General features: G+C 49.0%; 25 protein-coding genes, 1 tRNA gene, 1 rRNA gene and 1 riboswitch. Of the genes, 24 read left to right on the top strand and 3 right to left on the bottom strand.

What is annotated here, in order from left to right; all coding sequences use genetic code 11:
- Positions 1-7: 7 nt before the first annotated feature.
- The 16 genes from recN (at position 8) to BUB68_RS11745 (ending at position 14242) form a co-directional block, all read left to right on the top strand.
- The gene (recN, locus tag BUB68_RS11820; protein ID WP_073091646.1) at positions 8-1729 is read left to right on the top strand and encodes a DNA repair protein RecN; all 1722 of its coding nucleotides are present in this window, start codon (positions 8-10) and stop codon (positions 1727-1729) included.
- A gap of 210 nt (positions 1730-1939) precedes the next feature.
- The gene (locus BUB68_RS11815) at positions 1940-2374 is read left to right on the top strand and encodes a competence type IV pilus major pilin ComGC (RefSeq protein ID WP_073091643.1); all 435 of its coding nucleotides are present in this window, start codon (positions 1940-1942) and stop codon (positions 2372-2374) included.
- A complete protein-coding gene (locus tag BUB68_RS11810) occupies positions 2337-2948 on the top strand; it encodes a prepilin peptidase (protein WP_073091640.1) in 612 nt (203 codons plus the stop codon). Before BUB68_RS11815 ends, BUB68_RS11810 begins: the two co-directional genes overlap by 38 nt.
- Complete coding sequence (locus BUB68_RS11805; protein WP_073091637.1) at positions 2939-3472, top strand: hypothetical protein; 534 nt, start codon at positions 2939-2941, stop codon at positions 3470-3472. The genes BUB68_RS11810 and BUB68_RS11805 overlap by 10 nt, the downstream gene beginning before the upstream one ends.
- Positions 3459-3881, top strand: coding sequence for a hypothetical protein (locus BUB68_RS11800; protein ID WP_073091634.1), 423 nt, complete (start codon positions 3459-3461; stop codon positions 3879-3881). Before BUB68_RS11805 ends, BUB68_RS11800 begins: the two co-directional genes overlap by 14 nt.
- Positions 3844-4392, top strand: a complete 549-nt coding sequence (locus tag BUB68_RS11795; RefSeq protein WP_073091631.1) for a hypothetical protein — start codon at positions 3844-3846, stop codon at positions 4390-4392. The genes BUB68_RS11800 and BUB68_RS11795 overlap by 38 nt, the downstream gene beginning before the upstream one ends.
- Positions 4385-4825 carry a hypothetical protein gene (locus BUB68_RS11790; RefSeq protein ID WP_073091628.1) on the top strand — a complete coding sequence of 147 codons (441 nt, stop codon included), beginning with the start codon at positions 4385-4387 and terminating at the stop codon, positions 4823-4825. Before BUB68_RS11795 ends, BUB68_RS11790 begins: the two co-directional genes overlap by 8 nt.
- A gap of 34 nt (positions 4826-4859) precedes the next feature.
- Positions 4860-5972 carry a PilN domain-containing protein gene (locus tag BUB68_RS11785; protein ID WP_143188162.1) on the top strand — a complete coding sequence of 371 codons (1113 nt, stop codon included), beginning with the start codon at positions 4860-4862 and terminating at the stop codon, positions 5970-5972.
- Entirely contained in the window at positions 5935-6504 is a 570-nt protein-coding gene (gene pilO / locus BUB68_RS11780; protein ID WP_178139525.1) for a type 4a pilus biogenesis protein PilO, read from the top strand. Before BUB68_RS11785 ends, pilO begins: the two co-directional genes overlap by 38 nt.
- Positions 6505-6596: 92 nt before the next feature.
- Entirely contained in the window at positions 6597-7769 is a 1173-nt protein-coding gene (gene aroC / locus BUB68_RS11775; RefSeq protein ID WP_073091620.1) for a chorismate synthase, read from the top strand.
- Complete coding sequence (locus BUB68_RS11770; protein WP_073091617.1) at positions 7762-8292, top strand: shikimate kinase; 531 nt, start codon at positions 7762-7764, stop codon at positions 8290-8292. Before aroC ends, BUB68_RS11770 begins: the two co-directional genes overlap by 8 nt.
- Positions 8285-9370, top strand: coding sequence for a 3-dehydroquinate synthase (gene aroB / locus BUB68_RS11765; protein ID WP_073091614.1), 1086 nt, complete (start codon positions 8285-8287; stop codon positions 9368-9370). The genes BUB68_RS11770 and aroB overlap by 8 nt, the downstream gene beginning before the upstream one ends.
- Positions 9371-9513: 143 nt before the next feature.
- The gene (locus BUB68_RS11760) at positions 9514-10401 is read left to right on the top strand and encodes an LPP20 family lipoprotein (RefSeq protein WP_256625919.1); all 888 of its coding nucleotides are present in this window, start codon (positions 9514-9516) and stop codon (positions 10399-10401) included.
- A gap of 21 nt (positions 10402-10422) precedes the next feature.
- Complete coding sequence (locus BUB68_RS11755) at positions 10423-11394, top strand: tetratricopeptide repeat protein (protein WP_073091608.1); 972 nt, start codon at positions 10423-10425, stop codon at positions 11392-11394.
- 143 nt (positions 11395-11537) lie between these two features.
- On the top strand, positions 11538-12443 hold the full coding sequence (locus BUB68_RS11750) for a LysR family transcriptional regulator (RefSeq protein WP_073091605.1): 906 nt from the start codon (positions 11538-11540) through the stop codon (positions 12441-12443).
- An 89-nt stretch (positions 12444-12532) separates the two neighbouring features.
- Positions 12533-14242 (top strand): methyl-accepting chemotaxis protein, encoded by a 1710-nt coding sequence (locus BUB68_RS11745; RefSeq protein ID WP_073091602.1) that lies wholly within the window; start codon positions 12533-12535, stop codon positions 14240-14242.
- A gap of 45 nt (positions 14243-14287) precedes the next feature.
- On the opposite strand, the gene BUB68_RS11740 is transcribed toward BUB68_RS11745, so the two are convergent.
- Entirely contained in the window at positions 14288-15907 is a 1620-nt protein-coding gene (locus BUB68_RS11740; RefSeq protein WP_073091599.1) for an SGNH/GDSL hydrolase family protein, read from the bottom strand.
- A gap of 85 nt (positions 15908-15992) precedes the next feature.
- On the opposite strand from BUB68_RS11740, the gene cobO reads away from it, so the two are divergent.
- The 4 genes from cobO to BUB68_RS11720 all read left to right on the top strand — a co-directional run bounded on the left by cobO (position 15993) and on the right by BUB68_RS11720 (position 20221).
- On the top strand, positions 15993-16529 hold the full coding sequence (cobO, locus tag BUB68_RS11735) for a cob(I)yrinic acid a,c-diamide adenosyltransferase (protein WP_073091596.1): 537 nt from the start codon (positions 15993-15995) through the stop codon (positions 16527-16529).
- A gap of 78 nt (positions 16530-16607) precedes the next feature.
- On the top strand, positions 16608-18260 hold the full coding sequence (gene ilvD / locus BUB68_RS11730) for a dihydroxy-acid dehydratase (protein WP_073091593.1): 1653 nt from the start codon (positions 16608-16610) through the stop codon (positions 18258-18260).
- Positions 18261-18323: 63 nt separating this feature from the next.
- Positions 18324-18427: riboswitch (SAM riboswitch) on the top strand.
- 96 nt (positions 18428-18523) lie between these two features.
- Positions 18524-19714, top strand: coding sequence for a methionine adenosyltransferase (metK, locus tag BUB68_RS11725; RefSeq protein WP_073091590.1), 1191 nt, complete (start codon positions 18524-18526; stop codon positions 19712-19714).
- 141 nt (positions 19715-19855) lie between these two features.
- Entirely contained in the window at positions 19856-20221 is a 366-nt protein-coding gene (locus BUB68_RS11720) for a hypothetical protein (protein WP_073091587.1), read from the top strand.
- 13 nt (positions 20222-20234) lie between these two features.
- Here the strand turns inward: BUB68_RS11720 and lgt are convergent, their stop codons facing one another.
- Positions 20235-21035 carry a prolipoprotein diacylglyceryl transferase gene (lgt, locus tag BUB68_RS11715; RefSeq protein WP_073091584.1) on the bottom strand — a complete coding sequence of 267 codons (801 nt, stop codon included), beginning with the start codon at positions 21033-21035 and terminating at the stop codon, positions 20235-20237.
- A gap of 178 nt (positions 21036-21213) precedes the next feature.
- On the opposite strand from lgt, the gene BUB68_RS11710 reads away from it, so the two are divergent.
- The 3 genes from BUB68_RS11710 (at position 21214) to BUB68_RS11700 (ending at position 25719) form a co-directional block, all read left to right on the top strand.
- The gene (locus BUB68_RS11710) at positions 21214-22449 is read left to right on the top strand and encodes an efflux RND transporter periplasmic adaptor subunit (RefSeq protein WP_073091581.1); all 1236 of its coding nucleotides are present in this window, start codon (positions 21214-21216) and stop codon (positions 22447-22449) included.
- Positions 22446-25562, top strand: coding sequence for an efflux RND transporter permease subunit (locus BUB68_RS11705; RefSeq protein ID WP_073091578.1), 3117 nt, complete (start codon positions 22446-22448; stop codon positions 25560-25562). Before BUB68_RS11710 ends, BUB68_RS11705 begins: the two co-directional genes overlap by 4 nt.
- 80 nt (positions 25563-25642) lie before the next feature.
- A tRNA-Pro gene (locus tag BUB68_RS11700) sits at positions 25643-25719 on the top strand.
- A 71-nt stretch (positions 25720-25790) separates the two neighbouring features.
- On the opposite strand, the gene BUB68_RS11695 is transcribed toward BUB68_RS11700, so the two are convergent.
- Entirely contained in the window at positions 25791-26075 is a 285-nt protein-coding gene (locus BUB68_RS11695) for a hypothetical protein (protein WP_073091575.1), read from the bottom strand.
- A gap of 540 nt (positions 26076-26615) precedes the next feature.
- On the opposite strand from BUB68_RS11695, the gene BUB68_RS15465 reads away from it, so the two are divergent.
- Positions 26616-26738, top strand: a 16S ribosomal RNA gene (locus BUB68_RS15465); the annotation flags it as partial.

The following is a 26738-nucleotide window of genomic DNA, read 5'->3' as shown; positions in this document are numbered from 1 at the left end:
CTGAGCAATGCTGAAAACATTAACGGTTTGGAATTTTGCACTATTGGAACATGTGCAGGTGGAATTCGGTGAAGGGCTTAACATCCTCACGGGAGAAACCGGTGCTGGCAAATCTATCCTGATTGATGCGCTGGGAGCAATCCTGGGACAGCGGGTGTCTTCGGATGCAATCCGTACTGGCTGTGATTGGCTGCGGGTGGAAGCGGTTTTTACGCTGGATGATGAATCCTTGGGTCTCCATGAATTGCTTTCCGGGCAGGCTATTGATGATTCGGAGGGCATGCTGATCATCACCCGCCAGGTGACCCGAGGGGGGCGCAGCATGGTATTGGTCAATGGCTGTCACGTGACCCTGACCATACTGAAACAGATCGGCGCGTTCCTGGTCGATATTCATGGACAGAATGAGAATCTGGCCTTGTTGAAGGAAGAAAGCCAGTTTGCCCTGCTGGATGAATATGATCCGGACCTGACCGAAGCACTGGCAGGTTATAAGCAAATCTATACCGCTTGGCGGGACAAGCAGCAGGAACACAGGGAAAAGGAGCAGGCCGCCCGGGAATATGCTCAGCGGCTCGATATGCTGCGCTGGCAGGACAAGGAAATCAGTGAAGCGGAACTCAGGGAAAATGAGGATGAGGAGTTGGATGCTGAAATCCGTAAGCTTTCCCATGCTGAAAAGATTGCCGGTTTCGTGGAGGAATCCTATAATCTTCTGGATGTGGGAGCGGGCGGAGGACAGGCCGTTCTGGCGGCAGTAGCCAGGGTCAAGAAAAATCTTGAGGATATGAGCCGCTATGATGATTCCTTGGAAAATACTTACTCGATGGTGGAAGAAGCGTATATTTCCTTGCAGGAAGCAGCTTCGGATTTACGGGATTATGGCGAGTCGCTGGAATTCCAGCCGGCCAAACTCGACCGTCTGCAGAATCGTATGGACGTGATTGACCGGCTCTGCCGGAAATATGGTGCTACGATAGCTGACGTGCTGGATCACCAGCAGAAAGTACAGCAGGAATTGCTCGACATCGAAAATTATGATGACGATATGGCCAGACTGGAAAAAGAGATTGCGGCTTTGGAAGAAAAACTGCGGGCCAAGGCGGACAATCTGACCAAGATGCGCCAGCGGGCGGCAGGAGAACTGGCTGCTGCTATTGGCAGCCAGCTGACAGCGCTGGGCATGCTGCAGGCGGCTTTCCATATAAGGGTTACACCTGCGGAAAGGTACCTGGCTAACGGTGCTGATAATGTGGCGATGTATTTCTCAGCCAACCCGGGTGAGGAAGAAAAGCTTTTATCCAAGGTAGCCTCCGGCGGTGAACTTTCCCGTATTGCGCTGGCTATCAAGACGGTGGCGGCTTCGCGGGATTCTTCTGTTCCCAGTATGGTCTTTGACGAGATCGATACAGGCATCGGTGGCCGTACGGCTCAGATGGTGGCTGAGCGCATTGCGTTGGTGGCGCAGTATAAGCAGGTGCTTTGTATCACGCACTTGCCGCAGATTGCCTGCATGGCCGACAATCATCTTTATATTGCTAAGACCAGCGCTGGCGAATCAACCGTCACACAGGTGCGCCCGCTGACGGAACGCGAACGCATCAGCGAGATTGCCCGCATGGCCTCAGGCGTGGACGTAACCACGGCATCTTTGGATAATGCCAAGGAAATGGTCAGCCATGCGAAATTGATCAAAAAGAACTTTGTGGCAGAGACGAAGGGACAATAATAGCATAGCCGATGGGCCTTACATAACTCGTGAGAGGAATGTAAGGCCCTTTTTGGCGAAAGGTTCCGGATGATCACAGATATGATGCAGGGAAGCACGTATTTTGGCAGAAAAATCTTTAATATTTTTCAAAAATGCAGGATAATTTTGGCTCACGTAGAAAAGCTTAATAAAAAGATACACAAAATGACTAGTTAAGGAGGTATTTGTATGCGTATCAATGGACAATCAGGTTTTTCGCTTTTAGGCATGTTGATTGCCGTGATGATTGTAGGTGTGATGGCCTCTATGGCTGTACCGAGGTTTGCATCGACTATGATTACGGCTAATACGGCTAAAGTGCAGAGCGATCTGTCAACACTGGACGCAGCGATTGCAGTTTATCAATTGGAAATGGGAAGAAATCCACAGACTGTATCGGATTTGAAAGAATATATCAATGATGCTGATAAGCTGAAACCTCCTCATGGTAAATGCAAGCTGTCCGATGGTACGGAATTGACCGTGAACAGCACTTCCTATATATTGAAATCCGTGAATGAAGAAGGGATTGCGCTGAGCAGTATGCGGGCAACTTGTGAAGGGCATACTGCAGGAGAGTTTGGCTATGGGAGTGCTAAAAATGGACAATCAAGCCAGCCATGATCTTCATGAAGTTCCCGAGGTCTTTTCCTGGTCCTTGTGCCGGGGGATGCAATGGCCCTGGTTAGCGGGAATGCTGATTTCTGGCGGATTATTATACGGATTCAATCGTCAGGAAATACTGTTAGGGCTTTTGTTCGCTGCCTGGCTGCTGCTGCTGGCCATCCTGGATTTCCGTTATCTGCTTATTTATGACAGATTGCTGGCTGGTCTATTGATCTTAGGAGGGATTCCGTTGCTGACAGGCAGGCTGAGCTGGATGGATGCTGGTCTGGGAGTGGTGCTGGGAGGCGGGGTATTGGGATTTTTGCGCTGGTTGGTTCCCAAAGGCATGGGATGGGGCGATATAAAGCTGGCCATGCTTCTCGGCTGGTGGCTGGGGGGCATGGGTGTATGCGTAGCGCTTTATGTTGCTTTTATGAGTGGCGGGCTTTGCAGTGTATATTTGCTTCTACGGCACAGACTCAGCAAAGAGTCTGTAGTACCCTTTGGACCGTTCCTGGCCCTTGGCGCGATTGTTGCGTTTGCACTGGCTGATCGCTGCGGGGAAGTCGTAAGGTTGTGGTTATGGTGGTAAGAGAAAAGCAGAAAGGCTTTATCATGCTGGAATTATTGCTTTTCCTCGCATTGATCCTGCTGTTTTCCGCACAGGCATTGCCTGCTATGTTCAAATTCTATCGGCAGGTGGCGGTGGAATTTGAGGCGGAATACCTGTTGACGGATATTCGCCGTTGCCAGTCACTTAGTCGGACGATTGCAGAACCGGCATGGGGGTATGGTGCTAAGGACCTTCGGCGCAGGTATGCCCGGCTGGACCTTTTTCCTGGGGGCAATAGGATCACGGCAGGCGGGGCCTATATCATTGAGCGTCATCTATATTTGCCTGGCATACAGGTGGCAAAATTAGATGAGCAGCAGGATTATATTGCAGGTGATGATAAGATACAGGTTGGTTTCAGGGCTGATGGCAGTCCGCAGCTTACGGAAGGTATGATCACGCTGTTGATTTTTTTTGGCGGTTATGAACAGGAAGGATGCAGGATCATGGTCAGTAAAGGGGGGCGTATCAGAATGGAGCGTGACAATCATGAAAAAAAGTAGCCAGGCTCAGGAAGGCTATTTTATGTTGGAGACTCTGCTGACGGGCGTGTTTCTGTTGCTGATGGCCAGTTCCTTGGGACTCTATGCCAAAGCGGTGTCGGTAAAGAATACTGCAGCAGAGCAGACGGCTGCTGTGTTTTTGGCTCGGGCACAGATTTCGTATGCTCAGTGCAGGCTGGACCGGGATGGAATATTGCCGCCGGATTTGCCTTATCTGGGGAATGAGCAGGATTTGAGGCAGAACAATCGTACCTATCAAATCGAGAGCCATATCTCACAGAAAGGCAGGCATTATGAATTGCAGGTGACTGTCAGATGGGAGGTGCAAGGCTGTGACAAGAACGTGGCGTTTAAGCGAGTTTTGTCAAGACATGAAGTCCAAGCGGGAACGGGGAACCGTCCTGCTTGAGGCAGCGGTATCCATTCCCTTGCTGGCTTTGCTTATGATGACAGCTGTGACCATATTTTCCTGGACGGTGCATTTCTATTTTGTCCAGCTGGCAGATATGGAGATGGAGCAGGAAGTGCAGATGGCCTTTCAGCGGATCATGGAAGAGGCATTGGAGTCTGAGAGAATCCGGAAACTGATCTATTGGCAGGGGTATGCCTTCGTGAAAAAACAGGATCCATTGAAAAGATCCAAAGAGGATAAACCTACTTTTGAGAGCAGTTATTGGCTGCATTCCATGTATGGTCTGGATAAGCTGGTGGCTGGCACGGATGATGCACCTATGACCGGAGATCATGCATTAGCTGGCGTGAAAATCATAGCGTTTGACATTGATGAGGATATAGAAAATCCTGGGATCTATCATTTGGAGATAGCAGCGCAAAGTATGGTGACTCAACATGAATACAGATTATCCAGCTGCGTTTACCTGCCGGCAGGTTGCAGTGAAACAGGTGAAAAGCGTGAATAGGCAGAGGGGCACGGTGTCTGTCATCATGTTATGCCTGCTTATGGCACTGCTGTTTATGGGGCGGGGATTATGTAATTTTGGCTGGCAGGAAGGGGAAAACCTTCGGCAATATAGGGAAGAAATGCGCTTGCGGCTTGCAGCGGAGAGTGCCGTAGAGACGGTATGGGGAGATATAACGGATTATGAAAGCAGGTTTGATTCTTTGTCAGATGGGCAGAAGATTGATCTGTCTGAGCAAGTCGCTGTCCGTGATGCCGATATCGAAACGCGGGTATACGCTTTGCGGAAAGTGAAAAAGGTGTATCTGATAGCTTGTGCGTTTCAGCGCGGCACAGAAGAAAACGATATCTTGGAATCACATCGTTTTGCTAAGGGAGTTATAGAAAAAGTAAATGACAAGGAACATTATAAGTGGCTGGGGTGGACGGATTAAGACATTTTTTTATCCACAGGATAGAGAATATACGGTGATTGAACAAGAAGGAGATGGTCCTTGGCGCTTGCTGCATTTTATTTGGCAGGAGAACAGCTGGCAGCAGATGGATGAAGCTTGCAGCCTGACAGGGAGTGAGGCAGAGATTTCCAGGGCGCAGCTGGCAGATCTGGCAGCGTTGGAACTGGCAAAAAGAGGCTGGCAGGATGTACCACTCCTATATGTGATACCGGAAGATGATTTGCTGGGCTATGTGTTTAATCTGCCGCCACATTTGAATGCAGAACAGCAGACTGAGGCGGCTTTTTGGGAATTGGATGACAGGTTGGCGGACAAAGGGCTCAGCGCAACAGATTTTGCTTGTATATGTATGCCATTGGCGGAACTGGCAGAGGGAACGCGCTGTGTGATTTGGGGAGTGCGTCGGGAATATCTGCAGGAGATAAAGAATGACTTTGCTTCAGTGGAACTGACCATTGCAGATGTGATTGCCGGAGGAACTGCTGCTGGCGAAAAGACGGGTGGTGCAGGACAGGGGGTGGCTGCGTATTTAGCAGATCCTCAACGGCAGCAGGGCTTTTGTCATCATCCGGCAAGGTCATTAGCTGCAGGACGTCTGGTGAGCGGTTGCTTATTGTTGTTGTTTTTCCCTTTGCTGCTATGGCTGGCTTTTGATGTTTATGATTATGAACAGGCGCAAAATGCAGCGTGTATGCAGAGGGAGGAACTCAACCGCTTGAGACCGGAAAAACAGGAGATGGAAGAGGCGGTAGCGCAGCGCCGTTGTGTGGAAGAGCGGGAGCAATTATGGCGAAGCTTGCAGGACACATCGACATCCTGGTATAGTCTGTTGGTGCATTTGGGAATGGATACTTGCGAAGGCGTGTTCCTTACGGGATTTACGGTTACGGATGATGGCAGGTGCCTGCGGCTTAATGGGCAGGCTGTCACGTATGATGCTCTGGCTGAGTTTATCGGATGTATTGAAAAAGATCCGGATATTTTTCCGCATGGGGTGAGATTGGAAGATTCGGCTTTGCGCAAGGGGACAGATGAGAAGAGGGAAAGGATAGATTTTTCTTTGGTAGCCAATGAGGGGCAGGAAAACGATGGGGCAGACGATAATCGCGAAACTAAGAGCCTGTAATGGCAGGATGAAGATGTGGCAACTGGCTGCGGCAGGAGCGGCCGGATGTGGCTTTTTGTACCTGCTGTTTGTGGTGACCGTTCATATTCCCTTACAGCGGGCGGCTGATGGATATCGCAGGGAAGCTGAGCAGGCAAGAAGCGAGATCAATGATGTGGTTAATTTTCATAATGCCCATCTCGATCAGAAATCGTTTCGCAAGGAAATGGATGAGCGTAAGGAGAGAGTATTCCGCGCACTGCCGGAAACAATGGGGCAGGCCTCTTTTTTGCTGGAATTGGAACGGTTGGCCAGACAGTCTCAGTTGCAGCTGAAACAGATAAAGCCGGGAGCTTTGGTACAACATGAGGGGTGGCAGTCGTTGACGATTCATATCCGCGTGCAGGGAAGTTACTTCGCGTTGTTGAAATTCATGCGGGAATTGCAAGCGGGGGAACGGCTGGCATCTGTGCGGGAGCTGGGCGTTAAAGTGGAAAACGACCAATTGTCGACGGATTTAGCGCTGAATATTTATGCTGTACCCGAAAAATAGACAAAAATACGTATTTGGAGGCTTGATTTATACACTATGATAATCTAAACTAGTAATAACGGTTTAAATTTGATACTAATTGAGGTGTGTTTATGAGTGAATTGCGTTTTATGACGGCAGGAGAATCCCACGGTCCCAGACTTACAGCTATTTTGGAAGGGATACCTGCAGGCTTGCGATTGGAAAAAGCTGCGATAGATAAAGAATTGGCTAGGAGACAGCAGGGGTATGGCCGTGGCGGACGCATGAAGATTGAAACGGATAAAATAGAAGTCTTGTCCGGCGTACGCTTTAATGAGACCTTGGGCGGCCCCATCACCTTGCAGGTCATCAACAAGGATTTTGCCAATTGGAATGGGCGTATGGCTGCCTTTGGCAATCCGGAGGGAGAAAAAGTAACGGCGGCTCGTCCCGGCCATGCGGATCTGACTGGTGTGATGAAATATGACCGGCAGGATGTGCGGGATATATTGGAACGCTCCAGTGCCCGGGAAACGACCATGAGAGTGGCTGTAGGCGCTGTCTGCAAGTCTTTCCTGCGGGAGCTGGGGATAGAGGTGGTCTCTCATGTGACCAATATTGGCGGTATAAAGGTTGATCCAGCCAATATTGACCGGTCAAAAATCGGTACGCCCACAGATTCAGAACTCAATTGTTATGATGCAGATGCAGAATGTCAAATGAAGCAACGTATTGACGAGGCCAAAAAAGCAGGTGATACGTTGGGCGGGATCTTCGAAGTGCTGGTGCGGGGCCTGCCAATTGGTTTGGGCAGCCATATCCAGTGGGATAAGCGGCTGGATGCCCGTCTGTCTGCTGCTATGATGTCCATACAGGCAATCAAGGGGGTGGAAATCGGCGCAGGTTTTGCCTGCGCACACTTGCCTGGCAGCCAGATCCATGATGAAGTTTTTACGGATGATGATGGCAGGATCTACCGTACAACCAATCGGGCTGGTGGACTGGAAGGTGGTATGACGAATGGGGAAGAATTGGTCGTGCGGGCCGCGATGAAACCTATTCCCACCTTGATGACACCACTGAAATCCATTGATATTGCCAGCCGGGAAGCCGTTTTGGCCTGCAAGGAGCGCAGTGATACCTGTGCCGTTTCAGCAGCTTCTGTTGTGGGAGAGGCGATGACGGCGTTTGTCATCGCGCAGGCGTTGTGTGAGAAATTCGGTGCTGATGCTTTGACGGATGTCAAGGCATCATTGCAGGCATATAATGAACGCTTGGGGAAGGTTTGGTGGCTCCATGCGTAATGTGGTATTGATTGGTTTCATGGGCACGGGTAAAACCAGCACGGGCAAGATGCTGGCGCAAAGATTAGGCTGTGCTTTTATTGATATGGATGCGAAGATTGAGGAAGATACGGGATTGACCATACCCCAGATTTTTGCTCGATTTGGTGAAGAGCACTTCCGCAGATTAGAACATGAATGGGCAGTGCGTCTGGGAAAGCGCCGCAATGCAGTGATTGCCACGGGGGGCGGCACGGTGAAGAATCCTGCCAATATCGAAGCGCTTAAGACTGGTGGCACGGTGGTGTGCCTGAAGGCTGACGTTGATACAGTGCTGGAACGTACGAGCTGCAGGGGAACCCGTCCTGTGCTGGATAAAGAGGATAAGGGAGACCGGCGGCAGGCTGTGGCTAAGTTATTGGCTGAACGGGAGCAATTTTATGCTCAGGCGGATTTTGCCGTGGATACTAGTGATCTGTCGCCACTGCAGGTGGTGGAAATCATCGTGAAGGCGCTTAAGACAAGGGGAGTATTGCATGCGTAAGGTACGGGTGGATTTAGGATCGGATAGTTATGATATTGTGATCGGTTATAATATTGAACAGGAAATCATCGATTTTATCCAACAAAAGGATTATTCAGCTAAAGGGTTGTTGGTTACGGATACCAATGTGGGGCCTTTGTATAGCAGGAAGATGCAGGATATATTGACCCAGGCTGGGCTGGATATTGCCGTTGTGCAGATAAAAGCCGGAGAACAGTCGAAGACTCTGGAAGTAGCCAATGAGGCTTTCACCAAGGCTATTGAGTGGGGACTTGACCGAAAGTCGCCTGTTTTCGCCTTGGGGGGCGGTGTAGTTGGAGATCTGGCTGGTTTCGTGGCGGCAACTTATATGCGGGGAGTCCCCTTTGTGCAGATTCCGACCAGCCTGTTGGCGCAGGTGGATTCCAGCGTGGGCGGCAAGGTTGCGGTGAATCATGAACTGGGCAAGAATCTCATCGGTGCCTTCTATCAGCCACAGGCTGTTTTCATGGACCTTGATTGTATGCAGACCTTGCCCAAGCGGGAAATTTACACAGGCTTAGGGGAAATCATCAAATACGGTATTATCTATGATGCAGAATTCTTTGCGTTTTTGGAGGAGCATCAGGCAGATGTGCTGTCTTTGGAACCGGAAAAGCTGACGCATATGATTGCCCGCTCCTGTGAGATCAAGGCTGCTGTGGTCAGTCAGGATGAAAAAGAGGCTGGCCTGCGTCGAATCCTGAACTTCGGTCATACCATTGGGCACGCTATCGAAAAAGAAACCGCTTATATCCGGTATAATCATGGTGAAGCAGTAGCAACTGGCATGGTGGGGGCAGCGTATATCAGCAAGGCTTTGGGCTTGATTGATGAGGCTGCCTATGGCCGGGTGAAGGAACTGGTGGCAGCCTACAATCTGCCCTTGCAGGCTGCTGGCGTGACAGTGGATGCCATGTATGCGGATATCTTTCATGACAAAAAGACCATTGGCGGTAAAGTGAACTGGGTGCTGATGGAGAGCATCGGTGGAGTTTGCTGTAAAAATGATGTGCCGGAAGAGATCGTAAAACAGGCTATGCAGGCAATAAGCGTTTAGTCCCAATCAATACAAAATCCATACCCAAATTACTTCAGATACAGATTAATAATGCTTGTCAGTAAAAAGAACATATTGTATAATAAAATAAGATAATTTTTAGAAAAATTATAGGAAGATTAGATTTGGGGAGGATGAATGTAATGAAGAAAATTTGCAGGAAATTAACAGTGTGTTTGACTGTCTGCATGATGTTGCTGGCAATGACGGTATCCGTTTTTGCTGCGGAGAATGTGGACTGGGAAAACAAGGTCATTCGTGTGACTGGTACGGGGGTTCCACCTGCTACGGCCAGGACTCCGGTTCAGGGACGTATGCTGGCTCGCCGGGCTGCAATCGTCGATGGTTATCGTATGTTGGCCGAAACGATCAGCGGTGTAGATGTTACTGGTGAATCCAATGTTGGGATGCTGGAAGTCACTAGCGATGTGGTGAAGACGAAGGTAAGTGCTGTCGTCCGTGGTGCACGTGTCGTCAGCGAAAGAGAGATCCCCGGTGGCGGCTACGAAGTCGTTTTGGAGGCTCCGCTGTTTGGTATCAGCAATTCGCTGGCAGGTGCGGTAATCGAACCGCCTGCACAGCCGGTGGAATTCCCGCAGCCGGTTCCGGAAGTGATTCCATCCTTGCCGGCAGATAGTGCAGCATCTAATGTAGCAAGATTTTCAACTGTAGATAACAATATGTCGTCATCGATGTCTCCGATTGGTGGCTACACTGGTTTGATTGTTGACTGTCGTGGCTTGGGCTTAAAGTCTGTTATGTCACCGGTTATCAAGAATGAGCGTGGGATTTCCATTTATGGACATGAAAATCTCAATTATGATTTAGTGGTTCGTGATGGTATGGTGGATTATGCTTCTGATATGAGCCGTGCTGGTCGTGCTGGCGGCCATCCGCTGGTATTGAAGGCTGTTTCTCTTAGCGATAATGGTGCTAATCCGGTATTGTCCGTAGCTGATGCAAATCGCGTCCTGATTGAAAATGGCTCAACGGGCTTCCTGAATAAGACGAGTGTGGTATTTTTACGTTAAGGCCGAAAGGAGGATCTTGAAATGAAATATGATTTTAAATGGCGTAAACTCTTTTTGGCTGGTATCGTAGGCGCAGTGCTTACAGGGATGCCAATGACGGCTATGGCGGCAAATCAGGACTGGAACGCAGATGCTGTTATTCAGGAATATACCAATAGAATAGCTAATGATGCAAATAATGCTACGGCTTATCAGAATCGTGGTGCTGCGTACCTGCGCAAAGGGGAGTTGGATAAGGCAATCAGTGATTTGAGTCGAGCTATAGAGTTGCGTCCGGATTATGCAGATGCTTATAACAATCGTGGCAATGCTTATCAGCACAAGGGCGAAGATAAACAGGCTATGGCTGATTATAACAAGGCGATTCAATATGATCCTAACAATTTTGTGGCCTACAATAATCGTGGTCATATAGAAGCACATCTGGCAGATTATTATCATCATAGTGAGCAAAAAGCTTATGCTGATAAATATTATGCAGAGGCATTACGCGATTTCAGCAAGGCTATTGAATTAAAGCCGGATTATAAGGAAGCTTATCTTAATCGTGGTGGTTTACGTAGTATTTTCAACCATGAGCAAGAGGCAATTTCTGATTATACACGTACAATAGAGTTGGATCCGACAAATTATGATGCGTATGTCAGCCGCGGGACATCTTATGATGCTTTGGAGAAATATGATTTAGCAATGGCTGATTACAATAAAGCTATAGAGATAAATCCAAATGAGGGATTAGCCTATAATAATAGGGGACATATCTATCTGAATCAGGAAAAGTATGATTGGGCAATTCGCGATTTTAAAAAGGCCATAGATAACGGTGATGGCTCAATGTATACTTATACTAATTTGGGAACAGCGTATTATTCTGTGGGGCAGTATGATGAAGCGATAGATGCCTACACCTGTGCTTTGTCCATCAACCAGAATTTCCGCCCGGCATTGGAAGGCCTCCAGTCTGCTTATGCAGCCAAGGAACGCCGCCGCTGAGTCGAATTTGCTGGTGCAATATCGAATAGGAGAGATGACCAGTCCGTTTGGGGCTGGTCTTTTCCTATATTAAAAATTTGCATGAAAGGGATAGATTGAGTAAAATATAGACAGGGATTGTTGAGGAATGAGGAGGGATTGCCTTGATAGATGAGCATGAGTGGAAATATGTATTGCAGGCAGCCAGCGAAGGGACTTTTTCGGCGGCGGCAAAGCGGCTTTTTGTGTCGCAGCCGTCATTATCACAATCGATAAAGAAAATTGAAGGAGAAATCGGGCTGACTTTATTTGATCGCAGCCAGACACCTTTACAGCTTACGGCAGCAGGAGAAATCTATGTGCGCAAGGCCAGGGAATTGCAACGGATCTATCATGAATTGTTGCAGGAAACTGCTGACCTTACAGGGCTGAAGACGGGAACGCTGGTCATTGGCAGTTCCCGTACCCGCTCGTCCTGTTATCTGACGAAGCCCATCATTGAATTTCATCGCCGATATCCGGGAATCCGCCTGATAGTGAAGGAACATAGTGTCAATGAGCTCAAAATGGCGGTGGCGGCAGGCGAGGTGGATTTTGCTTTGCTTTACGAGCCATTGGAAGGTGCTTATGAACGGATTCCCTTGTTGCGGGAACGGACCTTGTTAGCGTTGCCAGCTCATCATCCCTTTGTGCAAAAATATGGCAATATCGATGGCGAACCATATCCAACCATGTCTTTTGCGCGGATGCATGGCCAGCCCTTTATCCGCTTGCAGGAAAGCCGGCGGATGTCGCAGCTGTATAACAATTTATGCATGGAAACCCAATGCAGTCCGGATGTGGTCTTCGAAGCTAATAGCATCATTGATGCAGCGGAACTCTGTGCAGCGGGAATGGGAGCTACTCTGGTTACGGACATGGTTGTGAATAATGGCCGTTGGTCAGAGCAGCCACGTTTCTTCTATCTGGAAGAAGAAGTGGAGGACCGGCAGCTGGTGGCAGCTTATGGAAAAAATAAGCATCTATCCCAGGCAGCACGAAAATTTATTGAGTTGTTGCAGGGAGAATGAGATATTTAACGAAATAACGTATTATAGAGGCTAGGGGGATTCTGGCTTAGTGTTTTGTATTTTTATGTGAAGAAATGGGGGAATAGGATATGTTTGATAATATCCGGGTGTCTATCAAGTTATTGCTGATTGTAGCAGTGGCGGCGGTGGCAATGATCGTTATCAGTCTGGTGGGCTATCGGTCTCTGGATAATGCGGATAAAGCCATGGAGAATATGTATAACCGGGAAATGCAAGGGGTACAGCATCTGGGGACTGCGGTGGAACAGAGCCGTGTCATGATGGTGAAGACCTTGCAGGCTGTGATGCTCAAGGATAATCCGGAACATCTGCAGCGGGTCAAGGAACAGCAACAGAAAGCCCAGCAGGATTTCGATAAGGCCATTAGCGATTATAAGACCGCAATGAAAGATTCGGAACTGGCTAATATACCGGAGATTGACAGCCAATGGCAGAAGTATCAAGGCGTTATGAATAAGGTTATAACGTTGTCGGCAGCAGGTAACTCTGAAGAAGCGATGGTCGTGTATGAAAAAGAAGGTTCTCCGGCGACTGTGGCATTACGGGATGCTTTACATGGACAGCAGGCTAAGATCAATGAAGCGGCTGCTGCCAAGAATGCAATCAGCACAGATGATAATAACACGGCTGCTATGACCATCCTGATTGTAACGATTGCGGCATTGCTGATCCAGGCGGTTTTCAGCCAGGTTATTGCCAACAGTGTCACGAACGCTTTGAAATTCATGGAATCTGGATGTGAAAAGCTGCGCGATGGTGATTTCCGGTCCAGCGGCGTGCGTTTTGAACGTCAGGATGAATTCGGTCATTTGGCCAGAACGCTTATGGAAATGCAGGATAATCTGGCATCTTATATGAAAGGGATTTATAAGACTGTCCAGAATATCAATGAGGCATCTGCTAATCTGAAGGAAGCTTCGCTTCAGTCGGCACAGGCAGCGGTCCAATCTGCAGAATCTGTAGGTGAATCCGCCCAGCTGGTCATGAATCAGGAGCAGGCGCTCAATGAGAACCAGGAACTGTTGGAGAAAATCAATGGCTCCATCCAGGAGATGCGTTCTCATGCTGGTGATGTGTCCCGGAATTCGAAACAGGCTGCCGAAGAGGCAGAGCGTGGGCATGATGTATTGGAGAAATCCGTAGCTGAAATCCGTGGCGTGGAAAAGACAGTCAGTGATACTTCAGAAATTGTGGGCAAGCTGGGGGCTCGTTCGGAAGAGATCGGTGCGATTGTGGATACCATCTCCAATATTGCTAGCCAGACGAATCTCTTGGCCTTGAATGCGGCCATAGAAGCTGCCCGGGCAGGAGAGCAGGGAAGAGGGTTCTCGGTTGTGGCTGAAGAAGTCCGGAAACTGGCCGAACAGTCGGAAGAAGCTGCAGAAAAGATTTCCCAGCTGATCATGACCATGCAAAAAGATACGGAAGAGGCAGTCAAGTCTATGAATCAGGGCTGCGAAGCTGTGGTGGCTGGTGCTCAATCTGTGGAAGATTTGCAGCGGGTCTTCGACCAGATCCGCGATTTGGTCGAAAATGGTGCAGAAAAGACGGTGCAGATGGATCGGGCTATCAGTGTTGTCGATGAAGACGCACAGAACATATCCCAATCGGTGTCTGATATCAATGCCAAGGGACAGGTTATTTCCCAGCATATGGAGTCGGTATCAGCTGCAACGGAAGAACAGTCTGCTTCCTCTGAGGAAATTGCTTCTGCCAGTGAGACTTTGTCTAACATGGCGCATGAACAGCAGCAGGCACTCAAACAATTCAAATTCTAAAAAACAGGGCGTGTTGAAATACTCAACACGCCCTGTTTTTAGAATTTATTTTTTGAACAAATCTTTATGCTGATTGATGATTTCGCCCATCAGCATCTTGCCGCGTACGTCCGGATGCAGGCCGTCGATACTGAAGCTGGTATCCATGACCTGATGGGTGGTATCATAGAAATAGGGTTCCAGATCGATATGGTAAGGCTGATTGCGTATCCAGGTATTGACCTGGTTCAGTTTTACATTCCACTGCTTGTCTGTGGGGGTATGGAAGGCAAATTGGATATTGGCAGGATTGATGGGCATCAGGGTAAGGAAAATGGGCCGGATATCGTTACTTTCACATTTTTGCCGGATTGCTTCCAAATCGTTGATGATGACTCCCGGTTGGATGTCTGAAGCACGCAGGCTGTTGGTGCCCGTAAGGATGATGAGGTTTAGTGGTTTGAAAGGCAGTACATCCTGTTCGAATCGCTGCAGGGTCATGGTGGAGGTGTCACCGCTGCGACCCAGATTCAGGCAGGGAAAATCAAAATAGGTGGTGTAGCTGTATTCGAGCGCAGCCGGAGAGTTGGATACGGCACCGCCACCATGTGTGATGCTGTCGCCCAGAACAGCTACTGGCACCCGTTCTGGTTGCTGCTTTACTGTAAAATGGGCGGTATCGGACCAGACGCCGATGGGATTACCGGTCTTGTCCACGCCGCGTACCCGCCAGTAATAATCGCCTGCATAGGGGCGGGGGTATTCATCATAACAGGCTGTAGCCGAATTCGTCACATTACGCCAGGCAGCATCAGCGGTGGGCTGATTGTCATTTTCCCTGGAAGGGGGATGAATCATCATTTCGACTTCATAGCGTTCCACATTATGCAAGGGAATCCACTGATAGACAGGATAAACGGGCATAGTAAAGTTTGGCATCTGATCGAATTCATTCAACAGAGGGTGGTCAGGCTGGGGCAAGGTTGGATCGATATAGAGTTCCTCTGCTGGAGAGAATTCACCAATGGGCTGATGGTGGATGTCCAAAGCCCGTACCCGCCAGTAGATGAACTTTCGATTCGCGTATTTTTTTAAATCAGCCTGCCATCCATTGGTGAAGATTTGTTGCGTACTTTCCAGGTGATTGTTCTTGTCCGGGGCTGTGCCGCCTTCCTGAGCCGGTTTGCCCGCTAACAGTTCCACCTCATAGCAGACGGCATTGGGGACAGAATGCCAGACCAGGAAAGGCATCAGGCTGGCCGGCTGATCCTCACGGTAATGATAGATTATGCTGGGGCTCAAGGGCTCCTTGTTATGCAAGGGATTCAGGATTGGTTCGGATGGTTCCGTCAACTGGCCGAACATACCATAGGCTGTTACCCGGTAATTCATGGGAATGGCTCCGCCAGGAACCGTATAAGAGGCGTTCATAGTATATTCACTGCCCCAGAAATGCTGGGCGGGTTCGCCCTCGACAAGTCCGGTGGTAGGACTATAGGTGTCTACTTTGTAGATACATGGGTAAGGAAGTGGGTCCCAAGAGAGGACAAGCTTGCCATCCTGTTCATCGAAGGAGGAAGAAAGCGTCATGGAGCGCAGGCCTAACACGTCTGTTTTTTCCGCTACAAAGGCTGATAATATGGTAAAGCTTAAAATAATAAGCGTGAATAACAAAAATTTCTTCATAAAATAACACCAACACTAACAGGATTTTTTTTAATTACCTATAATTATAATAATTAGTATAGCATATTTTTGAGGTGATGTGAAAATGAAAAAGCAAGGTTTAGTAATTGTGCACACGGGGAATGGCAAGGGTAAGACAACAGCTGCGTTAGGGCTGGCTGTTCGTGCATGGGGCGATGGTTTCCGGGTGCTGATCCTGCAGTTTATCAAAGGTGGCTGTACTTATGGTGAGCTCAAGACCATCGAAACGCTGAAAAACATCGATGACCGCATAGAGATCGACCAATGCGGCTTAGGTTTTACCAACAAGGGGCCAACGACCAAGGAGGAACATGAAGCGGCGGCGCAGGAAACTTTAAAGCGCGCTAAGGAAGAAATCCAGAGTGGCAAATGGGATTTGATCATTCTTGATGAAATCAACTATGCGGTAAAATATGAACTGGTCACGGAAGCGGATATGCTGGAACTTCTGGACTTGCGTCCGGAGGAACTGCATCTGGTCATGACGGGCCGGGATGCTTGTGAAGCTCTGATTGAGCGGGCGGATCTGGTCACGGAGATGAAGGAAATCAAGCATCCGTATCAAAAAGGCATTAAGGCACAAAAAGGTATCGAATTTTAACACATTACTTGCATTTTTGCTTGTAAAGTTGTAAACTTGTAACTATATTTAGATTCAATATCTTAGGAGAGTGGAAAGATGATTAGCGATAATGTAAAAAAAGGTGCCACCCGCTGCGCCCACCGTTCCCTGTTCCATGCCAATGGCTATGGTCCCGAGGATCTCAACAAGCCGCTTATTGGTATCTGTAATTCCTTCAATGAGATCATTCCTGGCCATATCCACCTGCGAGAAATCGCAGAGGCTGCGAAACTGGGAGTAGCTGCTGCCGGTGGTACGCCCATTGAATTTCCGGCTATTGGCGTCTGCGATGGCATTGCCATGGGGCATACGGGCATGAAGTATTCCCTGGCCAGCCGGGAACTTATCGCTGATTCTGTGGAAGCTGTGACCATGGCCTCCGGCTTCGACGCACTGATCCTGATCCCGAACTGCGACAAGGTCGTGCCCGGCATGCTGATGGCGGCGGCTCGCTTGAATATCCCGGCTGTTGTCGTGTCTGGCGGCCCGATGCTGCCCGGCCGTTACAAAGGCCGCGATGTCAGCGTCAGTCAGGCTTTTGAGGCAGCAGGCAAATTCGCTGCTGGCGATATGAGCGCAGAGGAAATGGAAGACCTGGAAGCAAAATGCTGTCCGGGCTGTGGTTCCTGTGCAGGCCTCTTCACGGCCAATACCATGAATTCCCTGTCGGAAGTGCTGGGCATGGCTCTGCCGGGCAATGGCACGATTCCCGCCGCTTACACGGGGGCACGCCGTCTGCTGGCCAAGCGGGCCGGTGCGGTGGTCATGGAACTGCTCAAAAACAATATCCGTCCCCGCGATATCCTGACCAAGAAGGCCTTTGAAAATGCCATTACGGTGGATATGGGTATTGGCGGTTCTTCTAATACGGTCCTGCATCTGACGGCAATTGCCCATGAAGCAGGCATTGAGATTCCGGCACCTCTCTTTGACGAGATTTCCCGCCGTACGCCGTATATCGCAAAACTAAGCCCTGCCGGCAAGCATCATATGGTGGACCTCAACGAAGCGGGTGGCATTTCGGCTGTCATGAACGAATTGGCGAAGAAGGATCTCATCCATCTGGATGCCCTGACGGTAACGGGCACCATGGGCGACCGCATCAAGAATACGCCGGTGGAGGACAACACGGTAATTCATTCTGTTGAGACGCCCTATCGTCCGGAAGGCGGCATTGCCGTGCTCAAGGGTAATCTAGCACCGGATTATGCTGTGGTCAAGGCTTCGGCTGTGGCTGAGGATATGCTGACCTATACGGGTAAGGCCAAGTGCTATGATTCGGAACCTGAAGCTTGCGATGCCATCATGAACGGTGAGATCCATGATGGTGATGTGGTGGTTATCCGCTACGAAGGTCCCAAGGGCGGCCCGGGCATGCAGGAAATGCTCAATCCGACGGCAGTCATCACGGGACGTGGTCTGAAAGTCGGCCTGATTACGGATGGTCGTTTCAGCGGTGCCAGCCAGGGAGCCTGCGTCGGCCACGTTTCTCCGGAAGCGATGGAGGGCGGTCCCATTGCCTTGATTGAGGACGGCGATGAAATCACCATCGATATTCCCAACCGCAAGCTGGAGCTTAATGTCAGTGATGAAGAATTGGCAGAGCGCCGCAAGAATTGGCAGAAGCCAGAACCGAAAATCAAGCATGGCTATCTGGCTCGTTATGCCCGCATGACTACATCCGCCAGCACAGGCGCTGTGGTGAAATAATCTTTTCCTTGACATTGGGAAAATAATTATGTAAAATTGAAGTATCAATCATAGCTGAATAGAAACTCATCCAGAGCAGTGGAGGGATAGGCCCGATGAAGCTGCGGCAACCATCATGAACGTGAAACGGTGCCAATTCCTTTAGGCAAAGTCCTAGAAGATGAGAGTAAAGATAAAAGCTCTCATGTTTATGAGGGCTTTTTCCTTTTGCCGATGGGGAGATTCAACGCAGCAGATAACGTAACCTTTAAGGAGGAAAGCTTATGAGTAAGAAACGCATGCTGTTCACGTCGGAATCTGTGACGGAAGGTCACCCGGATAAAATGGCTGACCAGATCTCCGACAGCATACTTGACGCCATCCTGACTGAGGATCCGATGGGCCGTGTTGCTTGCGAGACGATGGTAACGACGGGACAGGTTCATGTCGTTGGCGAGATTTCCACGCAGTGTTATGTCGATATTCCGAAGATTATCCGTGATACGGTAAAGGAAATCGGTTATACGCGTGCAAAATATGGTTTTGATGCCGCTACTTGTGGTATTCTCGTATCCCTTGACGAGCAGTCGCCGGATATTGCGCAGGGGGTCAATGAGGCCATTGAGTCGCGTGAAGGCGGGATGGATGCTGCTGAAGCTATCGGTGCTGGTGACCAGGGCATGATGTTCGGGTATGCAACGAACGAGACGCCGGAATTCATGCCCCTGCCCATTGCCTTGGCTCATCGTCTGGCACGCCGCCTGACAGAAGTCCGCAAGAATGGCACCCTGCCGTACCTTCGTCCGGATGGCAAGACTCAGGTTACCATTGCCTACGAAGATGGTAAGGCTGTGGCTGTGGATACCATTGTTATCTCCACCCAGCATGATGAAGAGGTGACGCTGGAACAGATTCGCAAAGACCTTATCGAGCATGTCATCAAGCCGGTTGTACCTGCTGACCTGCTCAAGGAAGAAACCCGTATCTTCGTCAACCCCACGGGCAAGTTCGTGATTGGCGGCCCGCAGGGTGACTCCGGTCTTACGGGCCGCAAGATCATCGTGGATACCTATGGCGGCTGGGCACGCCATGGCGGCGGTGCTTTCTCCGGCAAGGATCCCACGAAGGTTGACCGCAGTGCCGCTTATGCTGCCCGTTATGTGGCCAAGAATATCGTGGCTGCCGGTCTGGCCGATAAGTGCGAAATCCAGCTGGCTTATGCAATTGGCGTAGCTTATCCGGTTTCTGTCATGGTTGACACCTTTGGCACCCATAAGGTCGCTGAGGAAAAGATCGAGGAACTGGTAAGCAAGCACTTCGACCTGCGTCCTGCTGGCATCATCAAGATGCTCGACTTGCGTCGTCCTATCTACAAGCAGACGGCTGCCTATGGCCATTTTGGCCGTACCGATGTGGACCTGCCTTGGGAACACACGGACAAGGCAGATGTCCTGAAACAGGAAGCTGGCCTTTGATTTTCAAGCCTATAGGAAAAACCTCCCTGCGGGGAGGTTTTTTTGTACGCAAATGAAGGATATTCAGGGAAAATGTCTAATCATAATACATTGAGACGGGGACTATTTCATATATTCCGTAAATGAGAGGAGTTGATTGCTATGCTGGTTTGGATTGAGCGTTTAGGGCGCATGGGAGAAGAGGATTTGTTTGGCTTTGGTTTGTCTCCTGATGCGGTTAAAGGGGAGATATTGCTCGACCCATTGGGGAATACCAGAATATGCAAGGAAAACCCTGCTATGTCAAAGAGTCAGATGTTAGTCGTGCAGACCAGGCTTGACGAGTGGATTCGTGACCTGGGATACTGCCAGTTGTCCTGCATTTCTGCACCCCATTATGTAGAACAGGACGAAGCGCCCCTCCGAAAATGGCGGCCCAGAGAGTTGGATTTGCGTCCGTTGAATCTGCCATTGAAAGGTGACAGCTTTGTAGCTGTGCCGGAGGATGAGTGGGCTGTAGCGATATAAGAAAAAGGGACTGTCAAGATGCAGTCCCTTTTTTGGTGGCAGGATTCTTTTTGTGCTGCAGGTATAAAAAGGCGAGCAGGGCCAGCGTAAAGCCAAAAGCGCTGGTGGTCTGGCCGCTGGTCATAAAGCCCAGCACCTTTTCTGCATAATCCCCGCGTAGAAATTCCAAAGCGAAGCGGGCGGCACAGTATAGCATCACATAGAGGGCGAAGCATTGACCCTTGGCATGGTTCACGGTTCCGCGGAAAATCAGCAGTAGAGCGAAGATGACCATATCCAGCTGACCTTCCCAGATTTCTGCTGGCCACAGGGGCTGGGCACCATAGGTGTGGGCGGCCAGTGTTGTGGCAGGATAGACAATGCCGAAGCTGCTGCCAGTGGGAGCTCCAAAGGCATCGCCGTTTAAAAGGTTGGCACAGCGTCCTAAGGCCTGACCTAGGATGATTGCCGGTGCCAGCACATCCATCAGATGCAGGGTATCCAGTTTATGATAGCGGCAATAAGCGATACCGGTGAGCACGCCGAGTGATACACCGCCTTGAATGGCCATACCGCCCTGCCAGACATTTAAGATTTCGGTAAGGTGATGAGAGTAATAATTCCAGTCAAAAAAGAAAACATCCCATAGCCTGGCACCCAAAAGGCCAGCCAGCCCGCAGTAAATTCCTAAATCGACAATATGCTTTTCCTGGCCTGTATGCTCTTGCTTGACGAAGAAATAGCCTGCGCCAGTGGCCAGGATAATGGATAGGGAGATCACCAGTCCGTAAGAGCGGATAGGAAAATCCCCTAGGAAAAATAAATATTGATGCATATGATTCTACTCCTAATATCTAATCTGCTCTTCACATTATAGCGTAAGGGACTTTTTTTTTCCATTTTTTTCGGAAATAATCTAATTCTTTTTGATTGTACTAAAGGATTTTGGGAATAAGAGCACGAATATAGTTTAGGATACACAATTTAGAGACAAAAGGAAATGAGGAAGAAAGATGCGCCACAAATTTACAACCTTGACAAACAGGCAAAAATTGTTGGCTGGTGGAATGTGTTTCTGCCTGCTGGCAGTGGCTTTATACTTTTATATGGGACTGGGAAAAGATACTGGACAACAGGTGCGCCGCAGTATCCCGGAGGTGCGTGTGATGGAAGTAGAACGGCGTGATATGCTGCGCCATATTGTCTTGTCGGGGCAGACTGTAGCTAATGCCAGCATCAATCTGGCACCTAAGTATAGCGGCCGCATTACAGCAGTGAATGTGGATTTAGGTGATCAGGTGGAGGAAGGCCAGGTACTTATGGTACAGGATCTGGGAGACTTGGATATTTCCATTGCCCAGAACACCGCTGCGGCAGGTGCTGCCTGGGCAGATGCACGGGAAGCTTCGGCTTCTTATCATGCCAACATCATCAGCAAGAAAAATGCCTATGATCTGGCTAAGGGAAAGTATGAGCGGCAGCAATACTTGTTTTCCATTGGTGCCATTTCTCAGGATACATTAGATAGTGCGGAGAAGGAATATACAGCCAGCAAGGCTGCCTATGAAATCCTGGCCAATCAGGTGAGTGATGGGGCAGCAGCAGCGATTGAATCGAAGGAATTGACCGCTGCCAAGCAGGATTATGCAACAGAAGCCCTGAAAAAGCAGAGGGATGATATGGTATTGAGAGCCCCGCGCAGTGGCGTTATCACTTATCGTAATGCAGAAGTGGGGGCACTGGCTGCTGCGAACAGCAAAGTATTCACATTGGTGGATAACAGTCATATCAATATCGATTGCAACATTGCGGAAAATGATGCGGCTGTGCTGCAGCCCGGTATGGTGGTTAGTGTGGCAATCGATGCTCTGGGCAGGAATTTCAGTGGTCGGATCGTTTTTGTGAGCCCCGCTATGGGAGAGGATAGCAAGAGCTATCAGGTGCGTCTGGTCTTGGATGAAATGGATGATGCGATAAAAGCCGGGCTTTTTGCCCATACGGCGGTGGATATTTTGCAGCGGCCCCAAACGATCTTTGTCCCTCAGGAAGCAGTGGTTACCCGCAATGGCGAAACCTATGTTTTTGTATTGGGAAAAGAAGACAAGGTAGAACAGCGATTAGTAAAGATCGGCCTTATGAATGATGATAGTGAGGAGATCATAGAGGGATTAAACGAGGGTGAAACGGTTATTCTTAGCAATCAGGATAAATTGCAGAATGGCATGAAAGTCAAGGTGGCGGAATTATGAATATCACCCGTTTATCGATTCTGCGTCCCGTTGGGATTTCGATGATTGTGGCTTTTTTTGTGGTATTGGGGTTATACAGCTATTATCGTATCGGTGTAGAACTCTTGCCGGCGCTTAATACACCCTATGTGACGGTGACCGTCAAATATCCGGGGGCCAGTGCAGAATCTGTGGAGCAGGAAATCGTCAAGCCGGTGGAAGATGCGGTGTCCTCCGTGTCCAATGTCAAGACCATCACATCTATTGCTGGTTATGAGCGCGGCCGGGTGATGATGGAACTGAACTTTGATGCGGATGCGGATATGGCGGCCATTGAAGCGACTAAAAAAGTGGAGGCTATAAAAAACAGGCTGCCTGATGAAGCGGATGCGCCTGTGGTCATCAAGCGGGATATCAATGCCAAGCCCATCATGGAATTAGCGGTCATGAGCCAGCACAGCCTGGCGAGCACATATTCTATGACAGAAAATGTCTTTCAGGATGTGTTGCAGCAGGCGGGTGGTGTATCGGAAATCGAACTGCATGGCGGGCGGGATAAGGAAGTCGCCGTGGAAGTGGATCGGGAAAAACTTGCCGCCTATAAATTGACCCTGCCTAAAATAGCCAATGCCATTCGCAACGAAAATCAGCTGCTGCCATCTGGCCCCATCTACACAGAGACTACAAAGTCTGATGTGCGGGTGGTAGCAGAGTATAAGACAGCAGCTGATATCGAAAAGGTTCGGGTGACAAATGCCGCAGGGGAAATGATTCCCCTGATTGCGGTAGCTACAGTCAGGGAAAAAGATGCGAAACAGCTGCGTTACGGGCGTCTCAACGGTGAACCTGCCATCAATGTGCTGATTTACAAGAACAGCGACGCCAATGTAGTGGAAACCGCGGAGAATATCAAAGCCGCTGTAGAAAAGCTGCGTCGGGATTACCCGGAGTATCAGTTTATTGAAGTCTCGAATGATGCCGATTATGTGGAAACTTCACTGCATAATACTTTGGGGACATTAGTTGAAGGGCTGATTACCACCGGATTGGTGTTGTTCCTGTTCTTGCGGGGCTGGCGTTCCACGGCAGCGGTCATGATTGCCATTCCGACCTCTCTGATTTCCACATTCTTTGTCATGTATCTGGCGGGGTTTACGTTCAATATGATGTCCCTGATGGGGATGACCCTCTGTGTGGGGATACTGGTGGATGACAGTATTGTGGTACTGGAAAACATCATCCGCTATCTGAAAAATGGTGCTCCGCCGGAAGAGGCTGCAGAGAAGGGGCGCATGGAAATCGGGATGGCGGCCATTGCTATCACACTTTGCGATGCGGCCGTATTCATGCCCATTGCCTTTATGGAAGGCATGACAGGGCAGTTTTTCCGGCAGTTTGGTCTGACCATCGTTTTTGCGGGGGCTTTTTCCCTGTTTGTGTCATTTACACTGACTCCTATGCTGGCCTCGAAGTTCTACCGTAAAGGCTATCATGTGGAGAATCGTCCCTTGTGGGCATTTATGGACAACATGGAACAGCGGGCTATCGGATTATACCGTAAAACACTTTATTGGAGTTTGGGAAATCAGAAAAAACTTCTTTTGACCATTCTGGTTATTTTTGTGGGGACGATTGCGCTGGTTCCCTTAGGCGTTGTGGGCATGGAATATATGCCGCAGACGGATGAGTCCAGTTTCACCATCAACATTCAATGCCCGGTGCGTTCGGCTTCGGAGGAAACCAATAAGGTTGCTTTGCAGCTGGAACAGAAATTGGCAGAAATTCCTGAAGTGAAATATTATATGACGCAGGCAGGAGGAGCAAGCAATGCCAATGAAGGCCGCATCAAGGTGGAATTGGTAGGGCGGCGTGATCGCAGCCGTACAATCTGGGAGATTACCAAAGAAGTGCGGGATTTTGCCCGAGAGATCAAGAACGCAGATATTCGGGTGACGGAAACTCAGTCCAACGTAGCAGGGATTTCCGGGGGCGGCGGTGGCCGTGGCGGCAGTGGAGCCTTGCAGGTCGAGCTCCGAGGCAACAATATGCAGGAATTGATAGCAGCTGAGGGAAAAGTAGAACGGATTTTGCGACGGGATGTGAAAGGGGTAAGTGATGTCAACAGTTCCTATACAGAAGGCATGCCGGAACTGCAGCTGACTGTCAACCGGGATAAGCTCAAGGCCTTCAACACCAGCCTGGCCGATATCGATACCGCTTTTTCTTCGGCTATCTCTGGATTATCAGCGGGGCAGTTGAAAAATGATGCTCTGAATGGTGGACAGGATACCAATATCAAAGTCCGTTTGAAAGATGCTGATGCATATAAGGCTTCGGATGTAGCGCGCGTTCCTGTGTGGGCCAATGGAAAATTGGCATATCTGGGAGATGTGGCCGATATCAAAGACGGCCGGGGGCCGGTCAGTATCCGGCGGGTGGATAAGCAGCGTTCTATCCAGATCGGTGCCAATTTGCGGGGGCGCCCTGTCGGAGATGTCATGCGGGATGCCAGTAAGGCTTTGCAGGCAGAGAATTTGGGTGAAGGCATTACGTATCGTTTCAAAGGCCAAGCCAGCCGCATGAATGAAACCTTCAGTGAATTGCTGAGTGCGCTGTTCCTGGCGTTAGTGCTGATCTATATGTTATTGTCAGTGCTTTACGAATCCGTGCTGACGCCTTTCATCCGCATGTTCTCCCTGCCATTGGGGCTGATTGGCTCGGTACTGCTGTTATTGTTGACACATAATACCCTGAATCTTTATTCCATGATCGGCATATTGGTTATGGACGGTATCGTGGCCAAGAATGGCACTTTGCTGATTGATTATACGCTGACGTTGATGGACAGGGGGCATACCGCTTTGGAAGCCATTGTGGAAGCTGGCTGTGTGCGCTTGAAACCCATATTCATGACTACCATTACCATGATGGTCGGGATGATGCCTATGGCACTGGCGCTTACGGATGGCGCAGAGACGCGTGTATCGATGGCTTGGGTGATTATCGGCGGGCTCTTGACGTCTACCGTGTTTACTCTGTTGGTGATTCCGATAATCTTCCTGTATTTCTATCAGGGAAAGGAAAAACGACGCAGTATTGACCAGTCAAATGGCCCGTCCATAGCGGGTTCTTAAAATTTTTGCAAAAAAATAGCGCAGATTGAAAAAAAGTACTTGCATTATGTTTCAATCTGCGCTATACTATTATTCGTTGCCGGGATGTGGCACAGTTTGGTAGCGCGCTTCGTTCGGGACGAAGAGGCCGCAGGTTCGAATCCTGTCATCCCGACCATTATTAGAAAATGGCATTCCCCGCTGAGGATTTATCTTCAGCGGGGAATTTTTGTTGTATGGATATGAACCTTAGAATGTATCTTTGATTTTTTTATCACCAATAAAGCGGATAAACATATCTGGCGCGATGATTTCATCGTCTAATTGGATCAGAGCCTTGTGCATATGGATAGAAACAAAACGGCCATCGTGTTCGTTCTGGATTTCATCAGCGAATAATTCTTCATAATGCTCCTTGAAGGTTTCCGCTGTGCTTTTGCTGGAGGATACATTGAGGATACTGGAATAGACATTTTCCTGACCTTTGCCATATTCCAGTTTGAGGATGACATAGATGGTGATGTTCTTAATCATTCGTGACTCACACTCCCAACTGATTTAGCAAATCCCATTTACTTACGGCAGGATAATCCATTATTTATTGCAATACTTCGACAGGGGGAGTGAATATCCTTCCTGTGATCCAAATAAGTTCTCATCAGAAATTACAACTTTTTTAAAAAAGGTGTTGACAGGGACGTCTTTGTCGTGTAATATAATACAAGTCGCCGGGAGCGAGAGCAAAAAAACACAGTTCAGCAAGCCTTGATTGGCAAGGGATTGTAACAGGTTGCTTTCGAATCAAGACAAAAAAGAAAAATTAAAAAAGTTCTTGACAAGTCAGACCCGATGCGATATGATAAATGAGTCGCTTGAAGCGACAGGCACTTCTGAAGAGTGCGACAATGATTGTTCTTTGAAAACTAAACAATGCAAAATAATCATGCAACATGATTAAGCCAGATGTTTGAAGAAACTTTTAGTTTCTTAATAAACATCGATTGGTATGAACAACATAGCAATCGGCAATTTCTTTAATAGATAATTGAGAGCTTGATTAAGTTCTTCATAAATTTTATGGAGAGTTTGATCCTGGCTCAGGACGAACGCTGGCGGCGTGCTTAACACATGCAAGTCGAACGAGGTGGATTTTAACACTGAATGCTTGAAGGCGTAACTTCTAGCGTCGTGATGGCG

This window comes from Pseudoselenomonas ruminantium, assembly GCF_900142515.1.
GTDB lineage: Bacteria > Bacillota > Negativicutes > Selenomonadales > Selenomonadaceae > Selenomonas_A > Selenomonas_A ruminantium_D.
This window is presented reverse-complemented; position numbering and strand designations above follow the sequence as displayed.